This is a genomic window from Janibacter sp. CX7 (assembly GCF_024362365.1).
In the GTDB taxonomy this organism is placed as follows: domain Bacteria; phylum Actinomycetota; class Actinomycetes; order Actinomycetales; family Dermatophilaceae; genus Janibacter.
In genome coordinates this window covers 31,602-53,736 of sequence record NZ_CP101464.1, presented here as the reverse complement: position 1 = coordinate 53,736, position 22,135 = coordinate 31,602, and the positions used below count along the sequence as shown (strand labels likewise).

Here is a 22,135-nt window from a genome sequence, read left to right as displayed (position 1 = left end):
GTCAGGCCTGGTCGACGAGGGTGCCGGCGGCGACGCGGCCGCGCAGCCACTCCGACGGGCGGAAGCGCTCGCCGTAGGTCTCGGCGAGCTCGTCCGCACGGGCCACGAAGCCCGCCAGGCCGCCCTCGTAGTTCGTCATGAAGGTCGCCGGCCCACCGGTGTGCGGCGGGAAGCCGATGCCGAAGATGCCGCCGATGTTGGCCGACGGGGTGTCGGTGAGCACGCCGTCCTCGAAGCAGCCCGCGGTCTCCAGCGCCATGATGAAGAGGTAGCGGTCCTGCAGATCACGAAGGGGGACCTGCGTCCCCTTCGCGAAGCGCTCGCGCAGCCCCGGCCACAGGACCTTGGGCCCGTCAGCCGGGTAGTCGTACATGCCGGCGCCTGCGGCGCGGCCCTTGCGGCCCTCCGCGACCATCGTGTCGATGAGCTCCTCGCCCGGGCCCTTGGGCAGGGTCTTGCCCTCCGCGGCCGCGGCCTTGTCGGCCTCCGCGCGGATGTGCTGGGTGAGGGTCAGCGAGACCTCGTCGAGCATCGCCAGCGGCGGCGCGGGAAAGCCCGCCGTCGTCGCGGCCCGCTCGACGACCATCGGGTCGATGCCCTCGGCAACCGCCACGGCGCCCTCGAGGATCAGCGTGCCGAAGACCCGGCTGGTGTAGAAGCCGCGACCGTCGCCGACGACGACCGGGATCTTGCGGATCTGCTGGACGATGTCGATCGCGCGGGCGGTCGTCTCGTCGGAGGTCTGCTCGCCACGGATGATCTCGACGAGCTGCATCTTGTCCACCGGGGAGAAGAAGTGCAGGCCGATGAAGTCCTTCGGCCGGCTGGAGAACTCCTGCAGCGAGGTGATCGGCAGGGTCGAGGTGTTGGAGCACAGAAGCGTGTCCGGCCCGACGACGGCTTCGACCTCGGAGAAGACCTGCTTCTTGAGGTCGTAGTCCTCGAAGACCGCCTCGATGACCGCGTCGACACCGGCGAGGTCGTTGACGTCCGCGGTCGGCGTAATACGGGCGAGCACGGCGTCGGCCTTGGCCTGGTCCATCTTGCCGCGCTCCACGCGCTTGGCGAGCAGCTTCTCGGTGTAGCTCTTGCCCTTCTGCGCGCCCTCGATCGAGACGTCCTTGAGGACGACCTCGATGCCCGACATGGCGGCGGAGTAGGCGATGCCGGCGCCCATCATCCCGGCGCCGAGGACCCCGACCTTGCCGACCTGACGGCGCTCGACGCCCTCGGGGCGCAGCTTGCCGCTGTTGATCGCCTGCAGGTCGAAGAAGAAGGCCTGGATCATCGCGGTCGACTCGCGGCCCGCCGCGAGCTCGGTGATGTAGCGCGACTCGATCCGGCTCGCGGTGTCGAAGTCGACCTGCGAGCCCTCGACGGCCGCGGCGAGGATCGCGCGGGGCGACTTCGTCGGGGCACCCTTGAGCGTCTTGCGCAGGTTGGCGGGGAAGGCGGGGAGGTTCGCGGCGAACTTCGGGACCGACGGGGTGCCGCCCGGGATCTTGTAGCCCTTGGCGTCCCAGGGCTTCACGGCCGCGGTCTCGTCGTCCTGGTGCTCGCGGATCCAGGCCTTCGCGGCCGGCACGAGCTCCTCGCGGGTGGCGACGAGCTGGTCGACGACCCCCTTCGCGTGGGCCTGCGCCGGGGCGTACTGCTGGCCCTGCAGCAGCCAGCCCATGAGGGCCTCCTGGATGCCGAGCATCCGCACGAGGCGGGTGACGCCGCCGCCGCCGGGCAGCAGACCGAGGGTGACCTCGGGCAGGCCGAGCTTGACCTTGGGGTCGTCGACGGCGATGCGGTGGTGGGTCGCGAGCGCGAGCTCGAGGCCGCCGCCGAGCGCGGCGCCGTTGATCGCGGCGACGACCGGCTTGCCGAGCTGCTCGAGGCGACGCAGCTGCGACTTGATGCCCTCGATGCCGGTGAAGAACTCACCGGCGGTCTCGGCGGTGACCGACTGCAGGTCGGTGAGGTTGCCGCCGGCGAAGAAGGTCTTCTTGGCGGAGGTGATGACGACGCCGGCGATCTCGTCGCGCTCGGCCTCGAGGCGGTCGACGGTCTCACCCATCGCCGCGATGTAGGTGTCGTTCATCGTGTTGGCGCCCGCGCCGGGGTCGTCCATCGTCAGCGTGACGATGCCCTCATCGTCGCGCTCGTAGCGGATCATGTTGTCGCTCATGGCTTCTCGTGCTTCCTGTCCGTGACGAAGGGGGGTCAGACGCGCTCGACGATCGTGGCGACACCCATGCCGCCGCCGATGCAGAGGGTGGCGATGCCGCGCTCGAGGTCGCGGCGCTCCAGCTCGTCGACGAGGGTGCCGAGGATCATCGCGCCGGTGGCGCCGAGCGGGTGGCCCATGGCGATCGCGCCGCCGTTGACGTTGGTCTGCTCCTCGCTCCAGCCCATGTCGCGCATGAGCTTGAGGGCGACGGCGGCGAAGGCCTCGTTGATCTCGACGAGGTCGATGTCGCTGGCCTTCATGCCGACCCGGTCGAGGGCCTTGCGGCACGACGGGGCGGGACCGGTGAGCATGATCGTCGGCTCGGAGCCGATGACCGCGGTGGAGACGATGCGGGCGCGGGGGGTCAGGCCCATCTCCTGGCCGACGCGCTCGTTGCCGACGAGCAGCAGCGCGGCGCCGTCGACGATGCCCGAGCTGTTGCCGGCGTGGTGGACGTGGTTGATCGCGTCGACGTGCGGGTACTTCTCGGTGGCGACGAAGTCGAAGCCGCCCTGCTCGCCCATCGCGGCGAAGGAGGGGCGCAGCCCGCCGAGCGACTCGGCGGTCGTCCCGGGGCGGATCGTCTCGTCGCGGTCGAGGATCGTGATGCCGCTGGCGTCCTTGACCGGGATGACGCTCTTGTCGAAGTAGCCGCCCTCCCAGGCAGCCGCCGCACGGGCGTGGGACTGCGCGGCGAAGCGGTCGACCTCGGCGCGGTCGTAGCCCTCGATCGTCGCGATGAGGTCGGCGCTGATGCCCTGCGGGACGAAGTCGGTCTCGAGCGCGGTGCGCGGGTCCATCGCCCACGCGCCACCGTCGCTGCCCATCGGCACGCGCGACATCGACTCGACGCCACCGGCGATGAGCAGGTCCTCGAAGCCGGAGCGCACCCGCGCCGCGACCTGGTTGACCGCCTCGAGGCCGGAGCCGCAGAAGCGGTTGAGCTGCACGCCCGCCACCGGCTCGGGGTAGCCGGCCTTGAGCGCGGCGATGCGCGGCAGGACCGCGCCCTGGTCGCCGACCGGCGAGACGATGCCCATGACGAGGTCGTCGACCTGCGCGGCGTCGAGGCCGGGGTTGCGCTCCCGGATCGCCTGCAGGAGACCGACGGTCAGGTCGATCGGCTTGACCTCGTGGAGGGAGCCGGAGGACTTGCCCTTCCCTCGGGGCGTGCGGACGGCGTCGTAGATGATCGCCTGGGGCTGCTCGGGCATGGGCCGGCTCCTTCGCGGGTCACTGCTGGGGTTCGCCTCGCACCCTACGCAGCCGTTGAACACATGTGCAATGGTGGGTCGACTTGTTCACCGTCACAGCGAAGGGGGGTCCCCGTGGGTTCACGTGAAGGCGCCGCCGGCGACACCAGCACCCGCATCCGGGCCGCGGCACTGGCGCTCTTCGCCGAGCGGGGCGTCGCCGCGACGAGCCTGCGCGAGGTCGCCCGCTCCGCCGGGGTCGCCCCCGGCCTCGTCGGGCACTACTTCGGCAGCAAGGACGGGCTGCAGGAGGCGGTGGAGGACGCGGTCGTCGCGCTCTTCCGTGACGCCCTCGGGTCGGTGCCGCTCGACGGCCCGGTCGACGAGGTCGTCGCCGGGCGCGACGCGGCGATCCACGCGATGTTCCTGGCCAACCCGCACGCCGTCGACTACCTGCGCCGGGTCGTCGTCACCCCGGGCGCCGGCGACGGGCGCCTCGTGCGCAAGCTGCTCGACGAGCAGGTGGTGCAGACGCAGACCCTGCGCGACCACGGGATCGGCGCGAGCCGCACCCCCGTCACCGAGCAGGCGGTCCGCGTGCTCGTTCGCCAGCTCGGCACCTGGCTGCTCCAGCCGGCCCTCGGCCGGCTCTGGGACCTCTCCGGCGCCGAGGGCCCGCCCCCCGAGGTCCGCATCACCCTCCGCTGACCGTCACCCAACTCTGCACAACCCTAGGGTTTTGCGCAGTTGCGTCGCGTGAACCCTGCAGGACCCTAGGGTTTTGCAGGGTTGGAGGTCAGGGGCGAAGGGCGTCAGGCGTTGGGGTCGGCGTTCTCCGGGCACTGGCACCACTGGTCGGCGGGTACCTGCGCCCGGACCTGGGCCACGTGCTCACCGCAGCCGCTCCACGTCGTCTTGCCGCACTGCTGGCACCGGACCGGCATGCACACGAGCGGTCACTCCCCTTCGTCATCCTGGCGCCGGCGACGTGCCGGCCCCTCTCACAGTAGGGTCCGATCATGGCCGATCGCACCACCTACCTCCTCGTCGACGGGGAAAACATCGACGCCACGCTCGGGGTCTCCGTCCTCGGGCGCCGGCCCGAGCCGCAGGAGCGTCCGCGGTGGAACACGCTGCTCGACTACACCGAGGCGGTGTGGGACCAGCCGGTCAAGGGGCTCTTCTTCCTCGCGGTCGCCGGTGAGCTGCCGGCCTCCTTCGTGCAGGCGCTGCTCGCCATGGGCTACCGGCCGGTGCCGCTGCGCGGCGAGGGCAAGGTCGTCGACATCGCGATCCAGCGCACAGCCGAGGCCCTCCTCGAGCGTGACGCCGACGTCATGCTCGTCAGCCACGACAACGACTTCACCCCGCAGATGGAGGCGCTGGCCCAGGACGAAGGGCGGCGGCTCGGCGTCGTCGGCTTCGGCGAGTTCATGGCCAACGGCCTGCGGCAGGTCGACGGCGTGGAGTTCTTCGACCTCGAGTACGACGTGTCGGCCTTCAAGAGCCGGCTGCCGCGGGTGCGGGTCATCGAGATCGACGAGTTCGACCCGCTCGAGTTCATCTGACGAAGGGGCCCCGCCGTGGGCATCGTGTACTCCGACATCGCCGTCTCCGCCGACGGCTTCGCCGCGGGGCCGCGGCAGAGCGAGGCCTCGCCCATGGGCGAGATCGAGGAGGGCGCGCTCCACGCCTGGATGTTCGAGGGTTACGAGGACAACCGGGCGGAGGTCGACGCGATCGTCGATTCGGGCGCGACGATCATGGGCCGCAACATGTTCGGCCCGGTCCGCGGCGAGTGGGACCGTGACTGGCGGGGGTGGTGGGGCGACGAGCCGCCCTACCACGGGCCGGTCTTCGTGCTGACGCACTTCGCCCACGAGCCGATCGAGATGCAGGGCGGCACGACCTTCCACTTCGTCACCGACGGCATCGAGTCCGCGCTCGAGCGCGCCCGGGCGGCCGCTGGCGAGCGCAACATCTCCGTCGCCGGAGGGGCGAGCACGGTCAACCAGTTCCTCGCCGCCGGGCTGCTCGACGAGCTGCGGCTGCACGTCACGTCGAGCATCCTCGGGGCCGGCGAACGGATCTTCGACGGGGTGCCGCCGCAGACCCTCGAGCGCGTCTCGGTCCGGGCCACGCCACTCGTCACCCACATGACCTACCGGCCCGTGCGGGGCTGAGCGGGCGCGCCCTTCGCGGCGCTGAGGTCACCCGTCAGGGGTGCTTCGCGTCGGCCGCGCGGTCGAGCAGGTACCAGTCGCCGAGCGGCGTGGCGAGCGCCTCGGCCGCCTGCTCCTCGGTGACGAGCTTGCGGTCCAGCAGGACCGAGACGATCTCCTGCCTCTCGTCGAGCAGCGTCTGCTGGTCGGCCTGCGGCAGCCGGCGGAAGCCCTCGGCCCGAGCCGCCCACCGGGCCTCGTCGGGGCTGCCCGGCCGCGACGTCACCAGCATGAGGACGAGGGCGACGGCACCCAGGACGAGGGTCGCCCGATGGGCACGGCGACCGCCGCGTAGTCCTCCGGCGGCAGCAACGAGTGGAACCACCACAGCGAGAGCGCCGAGCAGATGATCGCCAGGGCCGAGAAGCCCGTCCACGTGCCGGCGCTGTGCCGCCCCCACCGGGACCACTCGACGAGGGTCCACACCTGACCGATCGCGGCGAGGGTGAAGACGATCAGCGCCATCCCCCGCAGCCCGTCGCCCGCGAAGCCGTCCGACTCCATGACCGACTGGTCGGGTCCCCCGGGGTTGCCCAGCGGGAGCAGCAGACCGCCGAAGGGGGCGATGAGGCACAGCGCCCGCAGGCACCCGCCGAGCATCTCCGCCCACACGCCGCCCTTGAGCAGCGGCGCCTCCCATCGCTGGAGGTGCTCCAGCGATCCCCAGCTCACCCCGTCGGCGAAGCCGTTGTCACGAGCCGCCTTCACCGCCCCGCTCACCTGCGGCTCGTCCGCCTGCTCCGGCTCCGCCCCCGCGTCCTGCGTCATGCCGGCCAGCCTGCCACGGCCGGTCTGGGTCGAGGCCCGCTGCGTCCCCCCCTTCGCCCGTTACGGTCGAGGACATGACGGCAGGGGACGGCAGCAGGGGGCCCGGCGCGCGCCTCGCCGGCCTGGCCGACGACGAGAGGGTGCTGTGGCTGGCGCAGCGGGGGCGACGCGCGCCGCGCGCCGCTGACCTCTTCGGCGCGCTGGTCTTCCTCGGCATCGTGGGCGCCCTCGTGGGCGGCATGGTGACGATGGCCTTCGTGGCGGCGGGGCCGGACGCCGGCTCGCCGGACCCGGTGGCCGCAGCCTCGACCTACGGGGTGGGCGGCGCCGTCGTCGGGATCGTCCTCGCGGTGCTGCTCGTCCGGCCGCTGCGTCGCGCCGTACTCGGCACCCCGCCGGTCGCCTCCGTCGTCACCGACCGCCGCGCGGCGGAGATCGACCGGCCCGACGGGCGGGCGCGCGTCGCCGAGGAGGTGGCGCTCGACGCCCTCCCGCAGCTGACCCGTCGGGTCCCGAACCGCGGTCCGGCGCAGCTCTCCTGGGACGTGCTCACGACGCAGAGCTCGCGCGGGTCGGACATGTCCGGCCACCGTCCGGTCGGCTTCCTCGACCTCACCGCCGACGAGTCACGAGAGGCCGAGCGGACCATCGTCGAGGCGAAGGGGGCGACCTCCCCTTCGCCCGTCACGCTGCGCCAGGCGACCATGGGACCGCACCACGAGCAGCTGCTCGCCGAGGTCGTCCACCCCGGGGAGCGGGTGACCTGGCGGGAGCCGGGCCGGCTGCCGGTGCTCGTCGAGCGGTGGAGCAGCCAGCTGGTGCTGGGGGCGGTGGTCTTCCTCTTCATCGTCTTCGGCTTCTGCTCCGATGGCATGTGGAGCGTCGTCGGGTCGATCAGCACGACGGCCGGCCTCGTCGCGGTCGGCGTCGTCGTCCTCTTCGGGCTCGTCGTGCTCACCGGCCTGCTGCGGCGGGCCGCCACGGTGCACCGCGCCCACCAGGCGGCGACGAACCCGCACCCGACCGGCGACGGCCCGCCCGCCTTCGTCGCGGTCAGGGCTGTCACCGACCGGCGCGCCCTCATCGCCCAGCGCGACGGCAGCGGCGCCCTCGTCGTCAACACCTTCCTGCCGCAGCACGTGGCGACCCTGCAGGTCAGACCCGGTCAGGACGGGACGACGACCTTCGTCCTCGGGCGTTCGCAGCACCCGGAGGCCGACGACCTGCTGTCTTCGCAGCATGCCTTCTCCGAGGTGCGGGACGGGGCTGGTGCGCACGCGGCGCTGCAGGCCCTGCTCGGCCGCAGCGGCTGAGAAGCCCGCCCTCGAGCCGTCAGCCGCGGGGGCGCCGCAGCAGCATGACGATGCCGATGACGAGGGCCACGAGAGCGATCACGCTGGCGGCGAGACCGAGGACGAGCGACCACACGACCCAGGGGTCCTCGCTCGCCTGGTCGACCATGATCGCGCCGAGCCCGCCGTAGGCGACGACCCCCAGACCGCAGCAGCCCAGGAGCGCGCCGAGCCCGATGAGCAGGTAGGGCACGGCACCCCGCACCCCCGACGAGGGTCGCGGTGCGGGAGGAGGTGCGCTCATGCTGGGACCCTAGGCCAGCACAGGGGTCCTCCGACACGGCACGAGGCGAAAGGAGTCGGTCACGATGACGATCGAGCTCGCCCTCCCCTTCGCCGGGAGGTGGATCGTGCGCAACAGCCCGGCCGACCGGGTGCCGAGCCACGGCACGACCCGCTTCGCGTCGGCCCACGCCATCGACTTCGTCCCCGTGGGCGGGGACCAACGGACCGCGCCGATCACGTGGGCGAGCCTGCTGCGGCCGCAGGCGCCGGAGCGCTTCCCGGGCTTCGGTCGGGCCATCGTCGCGCCCGTGGCCGGCGAGATCGTCGCGGCGCACGACGGCGAGCCCGACCACGCGGCGTACCGCGGGCTGCCGTCGCTCGGTTATGCCCTGACCCAGGGCCGGCGGGCGGCCGCCGGCTGGCCCGCCCTCGCCGGCAACCACGTGATGATCCGCTGCGACGGCGGCGTGGTCGTCATGTGCCACCTCCAGCGCGACAGCGTGGCGGTGGCGGTCGGCGAGCAGGTGCGCACCGGTCAGCTCGTGGCCCGCTGCGGCAACTCCGGCAACAGCACCGAGCCGCACGTGCACGTGCAGGCGATCGACCGGCTGCCCGTCGAGGTGGCGCAGGCGGTGCCGATGAGCTTCGGCGGTCGGCTGCCGCGCAACGGCGAGGTCGTCGGCGCCTGACCCCGAGCACGACGAAGGGCGTCGCACCAGCTGGTGCGACGCCCTTCGGCATCTGTGCGCGAGGGGGGATTTGAACCCCCACGCCCTTTCGGACACTGGCACCTGAAGCCAGCGCGTCTGCCGTTCCGCCACTCGCGCAAAGAGTGTGCCCAGCGCCTTCCGGCGCACGAGCCGTCTCATTGTGCCCCATGACCCGCCGGATCCCCAAAGCGAGGGTCAGTCGCCCTCGCTCACGGCGATGTGCTGCTGGGCCAGGCGACGAAGGAGGGCGAGCACCCGGTCGACGAGGACGGTCCCGAGCACCACCTGCCGCACCGCACCGGCGGGGTCCTGCGGGACGGAGTCAACCTCGTCGAGGTCGTCGATCACCGGGTCCTATCAAGGAGTCGCATCATGGAGCACCGCACGCACGCCCTCGAGGACGACGTCGTCGTCTTCAACATCAGCATGACCATCGCCAAGCCGCACCGCGTCGACCTGTGGTGGCCGGTCTTCGTCGCGATGCCGCGGATGATCTCCGAGCTCAAGCATTCTCGACGAGGCGCCGAGCGGGGCGAGGGCGAGGACCTCGGCTTCCTCGGCGCGACGACCCTCATGGGCCGCAGGGGACCCTGGGTCGTGCAGTACTGGTGCAGCACCGAGAACCTCTACGACTACGCCGCCAACCCCGACGCGCGGCACCTGCCGGCCTGGAAGGCCTACAACGCCGTCGGCCGCAAGCACCCCGGCGCCGTCGGCATCTGGCACGAGACCCCTGCCGTGCCCGCCGCCGGCATCAAGACGCTCTACGGCAACGGCGCTGACGTCGGACTGGGCGCCGCCACCGGCACCGTCGAGGTCACCCGGCGCGGCCACCGAGCCCGCGAGCGGATGGGCTCGAAGGTGGCCTGACCCCCCTTCGTCACGATCTCGGACCCGCGTCCTGCAGAGGACGCGGGTCCGTCCATGTCCGGATGCCGAGACCGGCGGCTCTCGATTCAGACGGTCGAAGGGTGTGAACCCGCGCCCCGTCGGGGTGGTCCGGAGATGAAACGCCTCAGCGACCGACGCGAAACAGTGACGAAACACACCGCGGCCACAGTCCGTCGAGTTCGGCAGAGGGCGCCCCACACGCGGGCGCCGACCGGGGGCAGCGTCGCCCGCGTGGGCCGATCCCCCGCCGACCCGACCCCCGGGCGGCACGGACCGAAAGGCACCCCGTGGCACGCTCCATCACGCGACGCACCGTCGCCGCCAGCTCCACCGCCCTCCTGCTCCTCGCCACCGCCGCCTGCGGCGCCAAGACCGGCGAGGGCACCGCCGCCGCGGCCGACTCCTGCGTCGACACCAGCGGCGACGAGATCAAGGTGGGCTTCCTCAACTCGCTCTCCGGGACCATGGCGATCAGCGAGACGACCGTCAACAAGTCGCTCAAGATGGCCGCCGACGAGATCAACGCCGACGGCGGTGTCCTCGGCAAGCAGCTATCCGTCGTGTCCGAGGACGGCGCCTCCGAGCCGACCGTCTTCGCGGAGAAGGCGACCAAGCTCATCCAGCAGGACTGTGTCGCAGCGGTCTTCGGCGGCTGGACCTCCAGCTCGCGCAAGGCGATGCTCCCCGTCTTCGAGGGCAACGACGCGCTGCTCTTCTACCCTGTGCAGTACGAGGGTCTCGAGAGCTCGGACAACATCTTCTACACCGGCGCCACGACCAACCAGCAGATCGTGCCCGCCCTCGACTGGCTCAAGGACGAGAAGAAGATCAAGAGCATCTACCTCGTCGGCTCCGACTACGTCTTCCCCCGCACGGCCAACAAGATCATCAAGGCCTACGCCGCGGCCAACGGCATCGAGGTCAAGGGCGAGCAGTACCAGCCGCTCGGCTCGACGAGCTTCGGCAGCGTCGTCGACAAGGTGAAGGCCGCTGACGCCGACGCCGTCTTCAACACGCTCAACGGTGACTCCAACGTCGCCTTCTTCAAGGAGTACAAGGGCAAGGGCCTCACCGCCCAGGAGATGCCGGTGCTGTCCGTCTCCATCGCCGAGGAGGAGGTGCCGGGCGTCGGCGTGGCCAACCTCAAGGGCCAGTACACGGCGTGGAACTACTACCAGACCCTCCGCTCGAAGGAGAACAGCACCTTCGTCGCCGACTTCAAGAAGGCCAACGGCGCCAAGGCAGTGACCTCCGACCCTATGGAGGCCGCGTACACCTCGCTCCACCTGTGGAAGGCGATGGTGGAGAAGGCCGGCAGCTTCGACGTCCCCAAGGTCCAGGCCGCCGCCGACGGCGTCACCTATGACGCGCCGGAGGGCACGGTCACCGTCAACGGCGACAACCACCACATCGCCAAGACCGCGCACATCGGGCAGGTCCGCGACGACGGGCTCATCGAGTCGGTGTGGTCGTCCAAGGAGCCGATCGAGCCGGACCCGTACCTCGAGGACTACTCGTGGTGGAAGGCCAACGACTGAGCATGGACGCCATCGTCGCCCAGGTCTTCACGGGGCTCTCCACGGGCGCCGTGCTGCTGCTCATCGCCATCGGCCTGACGCTCACCTTCGGCCAGATGGGCGTCATCAACATGGCGCACGGCGAGTTCATCATGGCCGGCGCCTACACGGCCTTCGTCACGACGAGCATCCTCGGCGGCTCCGGCCTGAGCCTGGTCGTCGCGCTCCCGCTCGGCTTCGTCGTCGGTGGGCTCCTCGGGGTGCTGCTCGAGGCCACGATCATCCGCTGGATGTACCACCGGCCGCTTGACACGCTCCTCGTGACCTTCGGCATCGGGCTCATCCTCCAGCAGCTGGCGCGCGACATCTTCGGCGCGCCGGCCAAGGAGGTGCCCTCGCCGGGGTGGCTCGACGGCAGCGTCGACATCCTCGGCTACGGGTTCCCGATCACCCGGCTCTTCATCATCGTCCTGTCGGTCGTCTGCGTCGCCGGGGTGTGGCTCGTGCTGCGCCGCACCGCCCTCGGCCGGCGCATCCGGGCGACCGTCGCCAACCGCGACCTCGCCGAGAGCGTCGGCATCTCGACCCGCCGCATCGACCAGACGACCTTCTTCATCGGCTCCGGGCTCGCCGGGGTCGCCGGGGTCGCCCTGACGCTGCTCGGGTCGACCGGGCCGACGATCGGGTCGACGTACATCGTCGAGGCCTTCCTCGTCGTCGTCGTCGGTGGCATCGGCCAGATCAAGGGCACGATCCTCGCCGCCCTCGGCGTCGGGCTCGGGCAGTCCGTCCTCGAGTCGCTCACGAGCGGGTCGATGGCCAAGGTCCTCGTCCTCGTCGCGATCGTCGCCTTCCTCCAGATCCGCCCCCAGGGCATCTTCACCGTGAAGACGAGGAGCCTCGCATGACCTCCCCCACCGCACGCCTGCGCGACGCCGGCCGGTCCGGGCTGGGCCCGTGGATCGGGATCGCCGCCCTCGCGCTCGTCCTGCTCCTCGTCGCGCCGGCCGTGCTCAGCACCTTCCGCCTCGGCCTGCTCGCGAAGTACCTCTGCTACGCCATCGCCGCGGTCGGCATCGGTCTCGCGTGGGGCCGGGGCGGGATGCTCGTCCTCGGCCAGGGGCTGTACTTCGGCCTCGGCGGCTACGCGATGGCGATGCACCTCAAGCTCGCCGACGCCGGCCCCGGCGGGGTCCCGGACTTCATGCAGCTGTACTCCGACGGGCAGGTGCCCGGCTGGTGGGAGCCCTTCCGCTCCGGCGGGTTCACCCTCGTCGCGATCGTGCTCGTGCCGGCGCTGCTCGCGGCCCTGCTCGGCCTGGCGATCTTCACCCGCCGGATCCGTGGGGCGTACTTCGCGATCCTGTCGCAGGCGCTCACGGCGGCCTTCGCCATCCTGCTCGTCGGGCAGGTCACGACGACGGGTGGGCTCAACGGGCTGAACAACTTCCAGGGCTTCTTCGGCTACTCCCTGCACGACCCGGCGAACAAGCAGATGATCTACCTCGTCACCGCCGGGGTGCTCGTCCTCGCCCTGGCGCTCGTCGCGCACCTCAACCGCAGCCGCTTCGGCGAGCTGCTCGTCGCGGCGCGGGACGGCGAGGAGCGGGTCCGCTTCCTCGGGCAGAACCCCGCGATGACCAAGCTCGTCGCCTACGTCATCGCGGCGGTCCTCGCGAGCGTCGCCGGGGCGCTCTTCGTTCCGACCGTCGGCATCATCTCGCCGGACGACGTCGGCGTCGTGGCCTCCATCGGCCTGCTGTCCGGGGTCGCCCTCGGTGGCCGCGCCTCGCTCTTCGGCCCCGCTCTCGGCGCCATCGCCGTCGGCTACGCCGAGACGACGCTGTCGGAGAGCTTCGCCGGGTCGTGGACCTACTTCCAGGGCGCGCTCTTCGTCGTCGTCCTGCTCCTGCTGCCCGGTGGTCTCGCCGACCTCGTCACCCGGGGTCGCGATGCCCTCCGACGAAGGGGGGCCACCGCCCCCGGTCCTCGGGTCGCCACGGCCACCGCCGGACCACACCGACCCAGCGACGACACGACCGAGGTGCCCGCCCGATGACCACCACCCCCACCCGCACCGACGACTACCTCGAGGTCCGCGGCCTGCGCGTCGCCTTCGGCGACTTCGTCGCCGTCGACGGGGTCGACCTGACGCTGCTGCAGGGCCAGGTCCACTTCCTCGTCGGGCCCAACGGCGCCGGGAAGACGACGATCATCGACGCCCTCACCGGCCTCGCCCCGGGCCAGGGCGTCGCCACCCACGGCGGGGTCAACCTCCTCGGCAAGCCGTCGCACCGCATCGCCGCGCTCGGCGTCGGCCGCACCTTCCAGACCGCCACCGTCTTCGAGGAGCTGAGCGTGCTGCAGAACCTCGACATCGCCGGCGTGCGCCACCGCTCGCGGTGGAGCCAGCTGCGGGCGCGGCGGGAGGTGCCTGCCGAGGTCTCCGCGGCCGCGGAGACCATCGGGCTCACCCACCTTCTCGACCACCCCGCCGGCGTGCTGAGCCACGGGCAGAAGCAGTGGCTCGAGATCGGCATGCTCCTCGTTCAGGACGCCTCGGTGATGCTCCTCGACGAGCCGGTCGCCGGCATGAGCGCCGAGGAGCGCGAGGAGACCGGCGAGCTCCTGCGACGCATCGGGCACGAGCGCACGATCGTCGTCGTCGAGCACGACATGGACTTCGTGCGCCGCTTCGCCGACGGCGTCACCGTGCTGCACGCCGGCCGCGTCCTCGCCAGCGGCTCGATGGACACGATCAGGGCCAACCCCGAGGTGCAGCGCGTCTACCTCGGCCAGACCACGGAAGGAGCAGCCTGATGCTGCAGCTCGACGAGGTCGTCGCCGGCTACGGCCGCACGACCGTCCTCCACGACGTCTCGCTCACCGTCCCCACCGGCGGCTGCGTCGCCGTCATGGGGCACAACGGCGCCGGCAAGACGACCCTCCTGCGGGCCGCGATGGGCCTGCTGCCGACGAGCGGCGGCCGGGTGCTCATCGACGGCGAGGACGTCACCGGCTCCCGGCCCAACGAGCGGGTCCGCCGCGGCCTGGGCTACGTCCCGCAGGGGCAGCTGAGCTTCCCCGACATGTCGACGTGGGACAACCTGCTGCTCGTCGCCGGCAAGGACCGGGCCGCGATCGACGAGGTGCTCGACACCTTCCCCGCGCTCACCGGGCTGCTCCAGCGCCCGGCGGGACTGCTCTCGGGAGGCCAGCGCCAGCAGCTGTCCATCGCGAGGACGCTCCTCACCCGCCCTTCGCTCCTCATCCTCGACGAGCCGACGGAGGGCATCCAGCCCAATGTCGTCGCCGAGATCGAGCGGGTCATCACCGACCTCACCGGCCGCGGCGACCTCGGGGTGCTGCTCGTCGAGCAGCACATCGGCTTCGCCCTGCGCACGGCCGAGCGCTACTACGTGCTCGAGTCCGGCCGGGTCGTCGGCGAGGGCGCCGGCGGCGCCGAGGCCGGGGCCGACGTCCGCGCGCTCATGGCGGTGTGACGTGCACCTGACCCCCGCCGACGTCGACAAGCTGCTGCTCGCCACCGCGGGCATGGTCGCCCGCGACCGCCTGGCCCGCGGGGTGCGGCTCAACCACCCCGAGGCGGTCGCGCTGCTGAGCACCTGGGTCATCGAGCGCGCCCGCGAGGGCGCGGGCGTCGCCGAGCTCATGGAGACCGGCCGCCACGTGCTCACCGCCGACGACGTCATGCCCGAGGTGCCGGCGATGGTCACCGATGTGCAGGTCGAGGCGACCTTTGACGACGGGCGCAAGCTCGTCACCCTCCACCACCCGATCAGCTGAGGAGCACCATGGCCACCCCGACCACCGAGGGCCCCGGAGCGATCCGCGTCGGCGCCGGCGACGTCGTGCTCAACGGCGACCGCACCGACGACGAGCGACGCCGCGTCGTCATCGTCAACACCGGCGACCGTCCGGTCCAGATCGGCTCGCACGTCCACCTCCCGCAGGTCAACGCCGCGCTGTCCTTCGACCGAGAGGCGCTCGTCGGGTTTCGCCTCGACATCCCGTCGGGGACGTCGCAGCGCTTCGAGCCCGGCGTGAGCCGCGAGGTCGACGCCGTCGCCCTGCGCGGGCGGCGTCGCGTCCCCGGCATCCAGATCGGGGGCGGGCTCTGATGGCGCGCATGTCCCGCGCCGCCTACGCCGCGCTCTACGGCCCGACGACCGGCGACCAGCTCCGGCTCGGCGACACCGACCTGTGGATCGAGGTCGAGGACGACCGCACCGTCGGCGGGGAGGAGGCCATCTTCGGGGGCGGCAAGTCGATCCGCGAGTCCATGGCCCAGTCGACCCTCTCCCGCGCCGAGGGCGCGCTCGACACCGTGATCACCAACGCGATCGTCCTCGACCACTGGGGCGTCGTGCGCGGCGACGTCGGCATCCGCGACGGGCGGATCGTCGCCATCGGCCGCGCCGGCAACCCCGACATCGCCGACGGCGTGCACCCCCAGCTCGTCATCGGGCCCTCGACCGACGTCATCGCGGGCGAGGGCAGGATCCTCACCGCCGGCGCCGTCGACGTGCACGTCCACCTGCTCTCCCGCTCCCAGGTCCACGAGGCCCTCGCCACCGGCATCACGACGATCGGTGGCGGCGGCACCGGCCCCTCCGAGGGATCGAAGGCCACGACCGTCACCCCCGGCCCGTGGCACCTGGCCGCGGTCCACCGCGCCCTCGACCCGCTGCCGGTCAACGTCCTGCTCATGGGCAAGGGCAACACCGTCTCCGCCGCCGGTCTGACCGAGCAGGCGAAGGGGGGAGCCGCCGCCTACAAGGTCCACGAGGACTGGGGCTCGACCCCCGCGGCCATCGACGCAGCGCTGCGCGCCGCGGACGAGCACGGGCTGCAGGTCGCCCTCCACTCGGACTCGCTCAACGAGGCCGGCTACGTCGACTCGACGCTGCAGGCGATCGGTGACCGATCGATCCACGCCTTCCACGCCGAGGGCGCCGGCGGCGGGCACGCGCCCGACATCATCACCGTCGCGGGGCAGCCGCACGTCATCCCCGGGTCGACGAACCCCACGCTCCCGCACACGGTCAACACCGTCGCCGAGCACCTCGACATGCTCATGGTCTGCCACCACCTCAACCCCCGCGTGCCGGAGGACCTCGCCTTCGCCGAGTCGCGGATCCGGGAGAGCACGATCGCCGCCGAGGACCTGCTCCACGACCTCGGGGCCATGTCGATCACCTCGTCCGACGCGCAGGCGATGGGCCGCATCGGCGAGGTCGTCTGCCGCACCTGGCAGGTCGCGCACGCGATGAAGGCCCGCTTCGGCCGGCTCGGCGAGAGCCTGCCCGCGGACAACGAGCGGGCCCGCCGCTACGTGGCGAAGTACACGATCAACCCCGCGATCGCGCACGGCATCGGCCACGAGGTCGGGTCGGTCGAGCCGGGCAAGCTCGCCGACCTCGTCCTGTGGGACCCGCGATTCTTCGGGATCCGCCCCCAGGTGGTGCTCAAGGCGGGGATGCTCGTCGTCGGGGCGCTCGGGGATGCCAACGCGTCGATCCCCACGCCGCAGCCGGTGCTCATGCGCCCGACGCTCGTCGGCGGGGACGGTGCCGACCACGCCGTGTCCTTCGTCAGCCCGGCCGCGCTCGACGACGGCCTCGCCGAGCGGCTCGGGCTGCGCCGCCGGCTCGCCGCGGTCACCGACACCCGGGCGGTCGGCAAAGCGCAGATGGTCAACAACGACGCGCTGCCCGACATCGTCGTCGACCCCGAGACCTTCGCCATCACCATCGAGGGCGAGCGCGTCGTGCCTGCCCCCGTCGCGTCGGTGCCCCTCGGGCGCCTGTACTCGATGTTCTGAGCCGACGATGACGACCGACAACTCGACGGGAGGCCTCGTCGCACTGCTCCTGGCGGACGCCCGCCTACCCATCGGCGGGCACGCCCGCTCCGGGTCGCTCGAGCCGGCGCTGGCCGCGGGGCTGACCGACATCCCAGGCTTCATCGACCTGCAGCTGCAGACCATCGCCCGCACCGACGCGGGCACCGCGGTCGTCGCCCGCGCGCTCGCCCTCGCCGGGCACGACCTGCGGCCGGTGCTGCGCGCCTGGGCGGCCCGGACGCCGAGCGCCGCCATGCGGGAGGACGCCGCGATCGTCGGGGCAGCCCTCACCCGCCTCGCCGGACGCCTGTGGCCGGGGGCCGGGATCCCCCCTTCGTCCCCCGGGCCGGTGGCGCTCGGGGTCATCGCGGCGCACGCCGGCGTCGCCCCGGACGCCCTCGCCCGGGTCGTCGCGCACGACACGATCCAGACGATCACGTCGGCGACGCTGAAGCTCGCGCCCGGCGACCCGCTCGAGGTGGCGGCGTGGACGCTGGCGGCCTTCCCCGCGGGTGAGGCGCTCGTCGCCGCCACCGCCCACCTCACCGACCCCGACGACATCCCCGCCGGCAGCGCGCCGGCGATCGAGACCTGTGCAGAGACCCACACGACCGCGACCAGGAGGCTCTTCCGTGCCTGACCACACCCACCCCGCCCTGCGACTCGGGATCGCCGGCCCCGTCGGCACCGGCAAGAGCTCGCTGATCATGATGATCTGCCGGGAGCTCGCCGCCGAGCTCGAGATCGGGGTCGTCACCAACGACATCTACACGGACGAGGACGCGCGGATGATCCGGGCCGCCGGCGTGCTCGACCCCGCCCGGGTACGGGCCGTCGAGACCGGCGCGTGCCCGCACACCGCGATCCGCGACGACGTCACGGCCAACGCCCTGGCGTGCGACGCGCTCGAGGCCGACCACGGCCCGCTCGACCTCGTGCTCGTCGAGTCGGGCGGCGACAACCTCACCGCGACCTTCTCCCCCGCGCTCGTCGGGACGCAGATCTTCGTCATCGACGTCGCCGGCGGCGGGGACGTCGCGCGCAAGGGCGGTCCCGGCATCGAGCGGGCCGACCTGCTCGTCGTCAACAAGACCGACCTCGGGCCGCACGTCGGGGTGGACGTCGACCGGATGCACGCCGACGCGACCGCCGCGCGCGACGGCGGCGAGGTCATCGCGCTCTCCCGCACCGACCCCGCGTCCGTGGCCCGGCTGCGGGCCTGGGTGCTGGAGCAGGTGGCGGACTACCGGGCCGGCACGTTGACGCCCCAGGACCCCGGGCCGATGGCGCCGCACAGCCACGGCCCCGGCGAGGAGCCGCACACCCACGGTGACGGGGCGCACGGCCACGGCGGCGGGGAGCCGCTCGCGCACGACCTAGCCGGCAGTGCGCACGCGCACTGAGGCGACCCGCGTCGAGGTCTCGCTGCGGGCGGGCCGGGCGGTCGTCAGCAGCGGCGGAGGGGTGCTGCGCGTGGTGACCCTGGGGGCCACGGGCGCCCGGCTGCGGCTGGCGCTCGTGCCCGAGCGAGCGCTGCTGCTCGCCGGCGACGACGTCGCCCTCGACGTCCGGGTCGACGACGGGGTGCAGCTGCACCTCGTCGAGACGGCCGGCACGGTCGCCTACGACATGCGCGGCGGTGAGGCCCGGTGGCACGTTCGCCTCGGCGTCGGCGACGACGCGTCGCTGGTCCACGATGCTCTGCCCTGGGTCTCGGCCCAGGGCTCGCGGGTCGAGCGGCGCCTGGACCTCGAGCTCGTCGGGTCGGGCACCGCGCTCCTGCGGGAGACGCTCGTCCTCGGTCGCCACGGCGAGCGCCCGGGAGCCCTGGTGTCGCGCACCCGGGTGAGCCGGGACGGGGAGCCGGTCCTCGTCGAGGACCTCGACGCCGCCGACCTCGCCCCAGCGCGGGTGCTCGACGCGGTCTACGCCTTCGGCCCGCCCAGCGAAGCGGTGCCCGGGCTCACCCGGCTCGTCACCGCTGACGGCGACGTCATCCACCGCTCGCTCGCGGACGCGGCACACGAAGCCTCAGGCCTGCTCGACCGCGCCTGGGCGCAGACACTCGCCCCCGGCGGGCGTTGACGGCGCCCGGCGGTGCGGGGTGGCGGCGCGGCCAACGGCGGTGCGGTCGGTGGAGGTAATCGGCGTCCGCCTATCGAGTCGCCAATACCTCGACCCGGGCCGTCGTTGGCAGCGGCGAAAGGTCGGTGCAGGCACTACGGTCCTGACTCGTCCTATGCATCACCCGCCGCTCGGGCGCGATCCAGAGGACGACTCAGGGGCGTAGTCACCCGGACAGCCGCCAAAGGTGCCCCGACCCCGTCCGGTCACCGTTGATGTGGCACGTACTTCAGCACATGCGAGGGGTCAGGCGGCGTCGGCCTCGTCGACGCCGCGGGCGGCCTCGGTGAGGAGGGCGATGGCGCGCTGGGCGGCGGGGCTGCCTTCGGCGGAGTCACGTAGGAGGGCGACGATGCGCCGGCGGGGCGCGGGGTCGCGCACGTCGAGCACGGCCGTGCCCGCCGGTGCGGCCAGGGCCGCGAGCCGCGGCAGCACGCACACACCGACGCCCGCGGCGACGAAGGCCATCGCCGTGTGGTGGTCGTCAGAGCGGGCGACGTAGTTGGGGGCCACGCCCGCGGCGGCCGCGGCCCGGTTGATGATCTGCGTGCACATGCTCTCGACGCGGTCGTCACGGATCCATGCCTCGCCCTCGAGGTCGAGCAGGCCGATCTCGCCACGCCCGGCGAGCGCGTGGTCACGGGGCACGACGCAGACATAGGCCTCCTCGGCGAGCACGCGACGACAGCGCCCCGGCGTCTCGGGCACCTCGGCCTCGGGGTCCTCGACCCGGATGTCGATGTCGGCACGCAGTCCCTGCTGCTGCACGGCCGACTCGTTGAGCGCGAGGTCGATGACCAGCCCGGGGTACTCCTCGCGCAGCCGGCGCACCACCCCGGGCACCCACTCCTGCGCCGCCGAGCTGAAGGACGCGATCTCGAGCCCCCCGGTGTGCCCCGAGCGCAGGTCGTCGACCATCCCGGTGAGCCGAGCGAGGTTGCCCATGAGTTCCTCCGACTCGGTGGCGAGCAGCCGGCCCGTGGCGGTCGGCACGATCCCGCGACCAGCCTTTTCAAACAGGGTCAGCCCGGTCTCGCGCTGCAGCGCGGTGATGTGCTGGCTGATCGTCGACGGCGTGTAGCCGAGATGGCGGGCGGCGGCCTGCACGGAGCCGCTGGCGACGACGGCGCGAAAGACCCTGAGACGGTTGACGTCGAGCATCCGCCAACCATACGCCTGCACCGAACGATCCGTCGATAATCTTCGCTTGTCCCCAACGGTTGCGCGGAGGACCGTGGAGGCATGAGCCGCTTCCGATTCCCCTTCGACCCGACCGCCCCCGCCGACCGTGACGACGTCCGCCTGACCGCGGAGCTCCAGGCCATCGCCCAGGACGAGACCCGCACCCCCGCGCGCCCCGAGCCGACCCGTCGGTCGCGCCGCGGGCACTCCCTTCGCCACGCCCTCCGGCCGAGGGCGCTGCGCCTGCACTGAACACGAAACGGAGACGGGCCGCGCACGCTGCGCGGCCCGTTTCCGTTGTCGCGGCGCGGGGTACAGGCATCGCCCAGAGTCAGACGTTAGGCTCGCCGCACCTGTGACCGTGATGACGTCTGCCCGAAGGGAGGAGCGCGTGAGCCTCTTCGAACGCATGGAGCGCAAGCTCGAGCGCACCGTCAACGGCGTCTTCGCGCGCGCCTTCCGCGCCGAGGTCCAGCCGCTGGAACTCGCGTCCGCCCTGCGCCGCGCGATGGACGACCGCGCCACGATGCTCGGCCGCGGCCGCACCATCGTGCCCAACCTCTTCACCATCGAGCTCGCGCCGAGCGACTACGAGCGGCTCACCGAGTTCGACGAGGAGCTCGAGGACGAGCTCGTCGCCGCCGCCCAGGAGCACGCCGACTCGCAGCGCTACCAGCCCGGCGGCCCCCTGCAGGTCCTCTTCGACGAGGACGAGGAGCTCGAGACCGGCGTCTTCCGCGTCCGCCCGGCCACCGCCCGGCAGCGCGTCGAACGCCCTGACCAGGCCCGCGCCTACGCCGACCAGCAGTCCGGTGACGACGACGCCTACGACGAGTACTCCGGCGGTTGGGACCTCGACGACGCCCACGGCGACGACGAGCCCGGCGACCACGACCACCACGCCGTCGCCGCCGCGCCCGCCGCGGCGCCGGAGCGGACGGTGCCGCGCCCCCCTTCGCCCCGCCGCGAGGAGGACCAGCCGACGTCGGTGCACCGCCCCGAGCCGCCGCGCCAGGCCCCGACCCGGTCCGTCCACGACCGGCCGTGGCTCGAGATCGACGGCGAGCGCTACCCGCTGATCTCCGCGATGACCGTGCTCGGCCGCGACGAGACCGCCGACGTGGTCCTCGACGACCCCGGGATCTCGCGGCGGCACTGCGAGGTGCGCGTCACCCACGACGGCCCGCACCTCGTGACCCACCTGCGCGACCTCGGCTCGACCAATGGCACCTTCGTCAACGGCGAACCGACCGACGCGGTGCGGCTCACCGACGGTGACTCGATCACCGTCGGGCGCACGCACGCCACCTTCCACGTCGGCCGCTGAGCCGGCCCCACCACACACCCGACAGGAGTCCCGGACGTGAGCGAGTTGACGGTCACCGTGCTGCGCCTCGGCCTGCTCGTGCTCCTGTGGGTCTTCGTGCTGTCCGTCGCCTCGGTGCTGCGCACCGACCTCTTCGGCACCCGCGTCGTCAACCGGCGCCCGGCCCCGCCCAAGAAGGCCGCACGGCGAGGAGCGAAGGGGGCCGCCCCCGTCTCCGAGACCCCGCGCCCCCCGCGCAACCCCCGCACCCCGACCCACCTCGTCCTCACGACGGGGCCGCTCACCGGCACCTCCCTGCCGCTGCGCGAGTCCGGCGTGCTCATCGGCCGCAACCCCGAGTGCGCCCTCGTCCTCGACGACGAGTTCGCCTCCGGCCGGCACGCCCGGATCATCCGCGGCGAGGACGGCTGGTACGTCGAAGACCTCGGCTCGACCAACGGCACCTTCCTCGGCCAGTACCGCGTCGGTGACCCCGTGCCGGTCGAGACCGGCACCTCGATCCGGATCGGCCGCACGGTCATCGAGCTGAGGAACTAGCCG

28 protein-coding genes and 1 tRNA gene are annotated in these 22,135 nt (G+C 72.5%); 20 read left to right on the top strand and 9 right to left on the bottom strand.

The genetic code is table 11. From position 1 onward, the window contains the following. Position 1 precedes the first annotated feature (1 nt). Both NMQ01_RS00310 and NMQ01_RS00305 read right to left on the bottom strand, forming a co-directional pair. A complete protein-coding gene (locus NMQ01_RS00310) occupies positions 2-2,176 on the bottom strand; it encodes a 3-hydroxyacyl-CoA dehydrogenase NAD-binding domain-containing protein (protein ID WP_255184913.1) in 2,175 nt (724 codons plus the stop codon). 35 nt (positions 2,177-2,211) lie between these two features. Next, positions 2,212-3,432, bottom strand: coding sequence for an acetyl-CoA C-acetyltransferase (locus NMQ01_RS00305; protein WP_084450918.1), 1,221 nt, complete (start codon positions 3,430-3,432; stop codon positions 2,212-2,214). Positions 3,433-3,546: 114 nt separating this feature from the next. Here NMQ01_RS00305 and NMQ01_RS00300 point away from each other — a divergent pair, with 114 nt between their 5' ends. After that, the gene (locus NMQ01_RS00300; protein ID WP_255184912.1) at positions 3,547-4,119 is read left to right on the top strand and encodes a TetR/AcrR family transcriptional regulator; all 573 of its coding nucleotides are present in this window, start codon (positions 3,547-3,549) and stop codon (positions 4,117-4,119) included. 104 nt (positions 4,120-4,223) lie between these two features. Here NMQ01_RS00300 and NMQ01_RS00295 read toward each other — a convergent pair whose 3' ends face one another. Beyond that, a complete protein-coding gene (locus NMQ01_RS00295) occupies positions 4,224-4,355 on the bottom strand; it encodes a hypothetical protein (protein WP_255186403.1) in 132 nt (43 codons plus the stop codon). 75 nt (positions 4,356-4,430) lie between these two features. Here NMQ01_RS00295 and NMQ01_RS00290 point away from each other — a divergent pair, with 75 nt between their 5' ends. Both NMQ01_RS00290 and NMQ01_RS00285 read left to right on the top strand, forming a co-directional pair. Continuing rightward, positions 4,431-4,979, top strand: coding sequence for an NYN domain-containing protein (locus tag NMQ01_RS00290; protein WP_255184911.1), 549 nt, complete (start codon positions 4,431-4,433; stop codon positions 4,977-4,979). A gap of 15 nt (positions 4,980-4,994) precedes the next feature. Beyond that, complete coding sequence (locus tag NMQ01_RS00285) at positions 4,995-5,594, top strand: dihydrofolate reductase family protein (RefSeq protein ID WP_255184910.1); 600 nt, start codon at positions 4,995-4,997, stop codon at positions 5,592-5,594. Positions 5,595-5,628: 34 nt separating this feature from the next. On the opposite strand, the gene NMQ01_RS00280 is transcribed toward NMQ01_RS00285, so the two are convergent. Further along, complete coding sequence (locus NMQ01_RS00280; RefSeq protein ID WP_255184909.1) at positions 5,629-5,865, bottom strand: hypothetical protein; 237 nt, start codon at positions 5,863-5,865, stop codon at positions 5,629-5,631. Continuing rightward, positions 5,856-6,401, bottom strand: coding sequence for a hypothetical protein (locus tag NMQ01_RS00275; RefSeq protein ID WP_255184908.1), 546 nt, complete (start codon positions 6,399-6,401; stop codon positions 5,856-5,858). The genes NMQ01_RS00280 and NMQ01_RS00275 overlap by 10 nt, the downstream gene beginning before the upstream one ends. Positions 6,402-6,475: 74 nt before the next feature. Here NMQ01_RS00275 and NMQ01_RS00270 point away from each other — a divergent pair, with 74 nt between their 5' ends. Further along, entirely contained in the window at positions 6,476-7,714 is a 1,239-nt protein-coding gene (locus tag NMQ01_RS00270; protein ID WP_255184907.1) for a hypothetical protein, read from the top strand. Positions 7,715-7,733: 19 nt separating this feature from the next. Here NMQ01_RS00270 and NMQ01_RS00265 read toward each other — a convergent pair whose 3' ends face one another. Continuing rightward, complete coding sequence (locus tag NMQ01_RS00265) at positions 7,734-7,997, bottom strand: hypothetical protein (RefSeq protein ID WP_255184906.1); 264 nt, start codon at positions 7,995-7,997, stop codon at positions 7,734-7,736. A 64-nt stretch (positions 7,998-8,061) separates the two neighbouring features. Between NMQ01_RS00265 and NMQ01_RS00260 the strand changes: the two genes are divergently transcribed. Continuing rightward, positions 8,062-8,667: a M23 family metallopeptidase gene (locus NMQ01_RS00260; RefSeq protein WP_255184905.1), complete on the top strand. Its 606-nt coding sequence runs from the start codon at positions 8,062-8,064 to the stop codon at positions 8,665-8,667. Positions 8,668-8,722: 55 nt separating this feature from the next. Here the strand turns inward: NMQ01_RS00260 and NMQ01_RS00255 are convergent. Further along, positions 8,723-8,805, bottom strand: a tRNA-Leu gene (locus tag NMQ01_RS00255). Between the two features lie 78 nt (positions 8,806-8,883). Further along, positions 8,884-9,036: a hypothetical protein gene (locus tag NMQ01_RS00250; RefSeq protein WP_255184904.1), complete on the bottom strand. Its 153-nt coding sequence runs from the start codon at positions 9,034-9,036 to the stop codon at positions 8,884-8,886. Between the two features lie 24 nt (positions 9,037-9,060). Between NMQ01_RS00250 and NMQ01_RS00245 the strand changes: the two genes are divergently transcribed. From NMQ01_RS00245 to NMQ01_RS00190, 12 genes are all read left to right on the top strand, one after another. Next, complete coding sequence (locus NMQ01_RS00245; RefSeq protein ID WP_255184903.1) at positions 9,061-9,558, top strand: monooxygenase family protein; 498 nt, start codon at positions 9,061-9,063, stop codon at positions 9,556-9,558. Between the two features lie 308 nt (positions 9,559-9,866). Further along, on the top strand, positions 9,867-11,117 hold the full coding sequence (gene urtA, locus NMQ01_RS00240) for an urea ABC transporter substrate-binding protein (RefSeq protein WP_255184902.1): 1,251 nt from the start codon (positions 9,867-9,869) through the stop codon (positions 11,115-11,117). Between the two features lie 2 nt (positions 11,118-11,119). Continuing rightward, positions 11,120-12,004 (top strand): urea ABC transporter permease subunit UrtB, encoded by an 885-nt coding sequence (gene urtB, locus NMQ01_RS00235; protein WP_255184901.1) that lies wholly within the window; start codon positions 11,120-11,122, stop codon positions 12,002-12,004. After that, on the top strand, positions 12,001-13,155 hold the full coding sequence (urtC, locus tag NMQ01_RS00230) for an urea ABC transporter permease subunit UrtC (RefSeq protein ID WP_255184900.1): 1,155 nt from the start codon (positions 12,001-12,003) through the stop codon (positions 13,153-13,155). Before urtB ends, urtC begins: the two co-directional genes overlap by 4 nt. Beyond that, a complete protein-coding gene (gene urtD / locus NMQ01_RS00225) occupies positions 13,152-13,916 on the top strand; it encodes an urea ABC transporter ATP-binding protein UrtD (protein ID WP_255184899.1) in 765 nt (254 codons plus the stop codon). Before urtC ends, urtD begins: the two co-directional genes overlap by 4 nt. Further along, positions 13,916-14,599, top strand: a complete 684-nt coding sequence (locus NMQ01_RS00220) for an ATP-binding cassette domain-containing protein (RefSeq protein WP_255184898.1) — start codon at positions 13,916-13,918, stop codon at positions 14,597-14,599. The genes urtD and NMQ01_RS00220 overlap by 1 nt, the downstream gene beginning before the upstream one ends. 1 nt (position 14,600) lies before the next feature. Further along, complete coding sequence (locus NMQ01_RS00215) at positions 14,601-14,903, top strand: urease subunit gamma (RefSeq protein ID WP_255184897.1); 303 nt, start codon at positions 14,601-14,603, stop codon at positions 14,901-14,903. Between the two features lie 8 nt (positions 14,904-14,911). Beyond that, complete coding sequence (gene ureB, locus NMQ01_RS00210; protein ID WP_255184896.1) at positions 14,912-15,238, top strand: urease subunit beta; 327 nt, start codon at positions 14,912-14,914, stop codon at positions 15,236-15,238. Beyond that, positions 15,238-16,941 carry an urease subunit alpha gene (locus NMQ01_RS00205; protein ID WP_255184895.1) on the top strand — a complete coding sequence of 568 codons (1,704 nt, stop codon included), beginning with the start codon at positions 15,238-15,240 and terminating at the stop codon, positions 16,939-16,941. The genes ureB and NMQ01_RS00205 overlap by 1 nt, the downstream gene beginning before the upstream one ends. A gap of 7 nt (positions 16,942-16,948) precedes the next feature. Next, positions 16,949-17,602 (top strand): urease accessory protein UreF, encoded by a 654-nt coding sequence (locus NMQ01_RS00200; RefSeq protein WP_255184894.1) that lies wholly within the window; start codon positions 16,949-16,951, stop codon positions 17,600-17,602. Beyond that, positions 17,595-18,365 carry an urease accessory protein UreG gene (gene ureG / locus NMQ01_RS00195; RefSeq protein WP_255184893.1) on the top strand — a complete coding sequence of 257 codons (771 nt, stop codon included), beginning with the start codon at positions 17,595-17,597 and terminating at the stop codon, positions 18,363-18,365. Before NMQ01_RS00200 ends, ureG begins: the two co-directional genes overlap by 8 nt. After that, on the top strand, positions 18,349-19,047 hold the full coding sequence (locus NMQ01_RS00190) for an urease accessory protein UreD (protein ID WP_255184892.1): 699 nt from the start codon (positions 18,349-18,351) through the stop codon (positions 19,045-19,047). The genes ureG and NMQ01_RS00190 overlap by 17 nt, the downstream gene beginning before the upstream one ends. A gap of 285 nt (positions 19,048-19,332) precedes the next feature. Here the strand turns inward: NMQ01_RS00190 and NMQ01_RS00185 are convergent, their stop codons facing one another. Beyond that, a complete protein-coding gene (locus tag NMQ01_RS00185; RefSeq protein WP_255184891.1) occupies positions 19,333-20,247 on the bottom strand; it encodes a LysR family transcriptional regulator in 915 nt (304 codons plus the stop codon). 81 nt (positions 20,248-20,328) lie between these two features. On the opposite strand from NMQ01_RS00185, the gene NMQ01_RS00180 reads away from it, so the two are divergent. The 3 genes from NMQ01_RS00180 to NMQ01_RS00170 all read left to right on the top strand — a co-directional run bounded on the left by NMQ01_RS00180 (position 20,329) and on the right by NMQ01_RS00170 (position 22,132). Then, a complete protein-coding gene (locus NMQ01_RS00180) occupies positions 20,329-20,520 on the top strand; it encodes a hypothetical protein (protein ID WP_255184890.1) in 192 nt (63 codons plus the stop codon). A 139-nt stretch (positions 20,521-20,659) separates the two neighbouring features. After that, positions 20,660-21,595 (top strand): DUF3662 and FHA domain-containing protein, encoded by a 936-nt coding sequence (locus NMQ01_RS00175; protein WP_255184889.1) that lies wholly within the window; start codon positions 20,660-20,662, stop codon positions 21,593-21,595. A 36-nt stretch (positions 21,596-21,631) separates the two neighbouring features. Then, positions 21,632-22,132, top strand: coding sequence for an FHA domain-containing protein (locus tag NMQ01_RS00170; protein ID WP_255184888.1), 501 nt, complete (start codon positions 21,632-21,634; stop codon positions 22,130-22,132). Positions 22,133-22,135 lie beyond the last annotated feature (3 nt).

Excerpts from the sequence above, each read along its gene's own strand:
- NMQ01_RS00245 (WP_255184903.1), top strand. The coding sequence starts at position 9,061 with ATGGAGCACCGCACGCACGCCCTCGAGGACGACGTCGTCGTCTTCAAC.
- NMQ01_RS00310 (WP_255184913.1), bottom strand. The coding sequence starts at position 2,176 with ATGAGCGACAACATGATCCGCTACGAGCGCGACGATGAGGGCATCGTC.
- NMQ01_RS00280 (WP_255184909.1), bottom strand. The coding sequence starts at position 5,865 with ATGCTGGTGACGTCGCGGCCGGGCAGCCCCGACGAGGCCCGGTGGGCG.
- NMQ01_RS00185 (WP_255184891.1), bottom strand. The coding sequence starts at position 20,247 with ATGCTCGACGTCAACCGTCTCAGGGTCTTTCGCGCCGTCGTCGCCAGC.
- urtB (WP_255184901.1), top strand. The coding sequence starts at position 11,120 with ATGGACGCCATCGTCGCCCAGGTCTTCACGGGGCTCTCCACGGGCGCC.
- NMQ01_RS00265 (WP_255184906.1), bottom strand. The coding sequence starts at position 7,997 with ATGAGCGCACCTCCTCCCGCACCGCGACCCTCGTCGGGGGTGCGGGGT.
- NMQ01_RS00200 (WP_255184894.1), top strand. The coding sequence starts at position 16,949 with ATGACGACCGACAACTCGACGGGAGGCCTCGTCGCACTGCTCCTGGCG.
- urtD (WP_255184899.1), top strand. The coding sequence starts at position 13,152 with ATGACCACCACCCCCACCCGCACCGACGACTACCTCGAGGTCCGCGGC.
- NMQ01_RS00270 (WP_255184907.1), top strand. The coding sequence starts at position 6,476 with ATGACGGCAGGGGACGGCAGCAGGGGGCCCGGCGCGCGCCTCGCCGGC.
- NMQ01_RS00305 (WP_084450918.1), bottom strand. The coding sequence starts at position 3,432 with ATGCCCGAGCAGCCCCAGGCGATCATCTACGACGCCGTCCGCACGCCC.
- NMQ01_RS00220 (WP_255184898.1), top strand. The coding sequence starts at position 13,916 with ATGCTGCAGCTCGACGAGGTCGTCGCCGGCTACGGCCGCACGACCGTC.
- NMQ01_RS00180 (WP_255184890.1), top strand. The coding sequence starts at position 20,329 with ATGAGCCGCTTCCGATTCCCCTTCGACCCGACCGCCCCCGCCGACCGT.
- NMQ01_RS00295 (WP_255186403.1), bottom strand. The coding sequence starts at position 4,355 with ATGCCGGTCCGGTGCCAGCAGTGCGGCAAGACGACGTGGAGCGGCTGC.
- urtC (WP_255184900.1), top strand. The coding sequence starts at position 12,001 with ATGACCTCCCCCACCGCACGCCTGCGCGACGCCGGCCGGTCCGGGCTG.
- NMQ01_RS00275 (WP_255184908.1), bottom strand. The coding sequence starts at position 6,401 with ATGACGCAGGACGCGGGGGCGGAGCCGGAGCAGGCGGACGAGCCGCAG.
- ureB (WP_255184896.1), top strand. The coding sequence starts at position 14,912 with ATGGCCACCCCGACCACCGAGGGCCCCGGAGCGATCCGCGTCGGCGCC.
- NMQ01_RS00290 (WP_255184911.1), top strand. The coding sequence starts at position 4,431 with ATGGCCGATCGCACCACCTACCTCCTCGTCGACGGGGAAAACATCGAC.
- NMQ01_RS00260 (WP_255184905.1), top strand. The coding sequence starts at position 8,062 with ATGACGATCGAGCTCGCCCTCCCCTTCGCCGGGAGGTGGATCGTGCGC.
- NMQ01_RS00205 (WP_255184895.1), top strand. The coding sequence starts at position 15,238 with ATGGCGCGCATGTCCCGCGCCGCCTACGCCGCGCTCTACGGCCCGACG.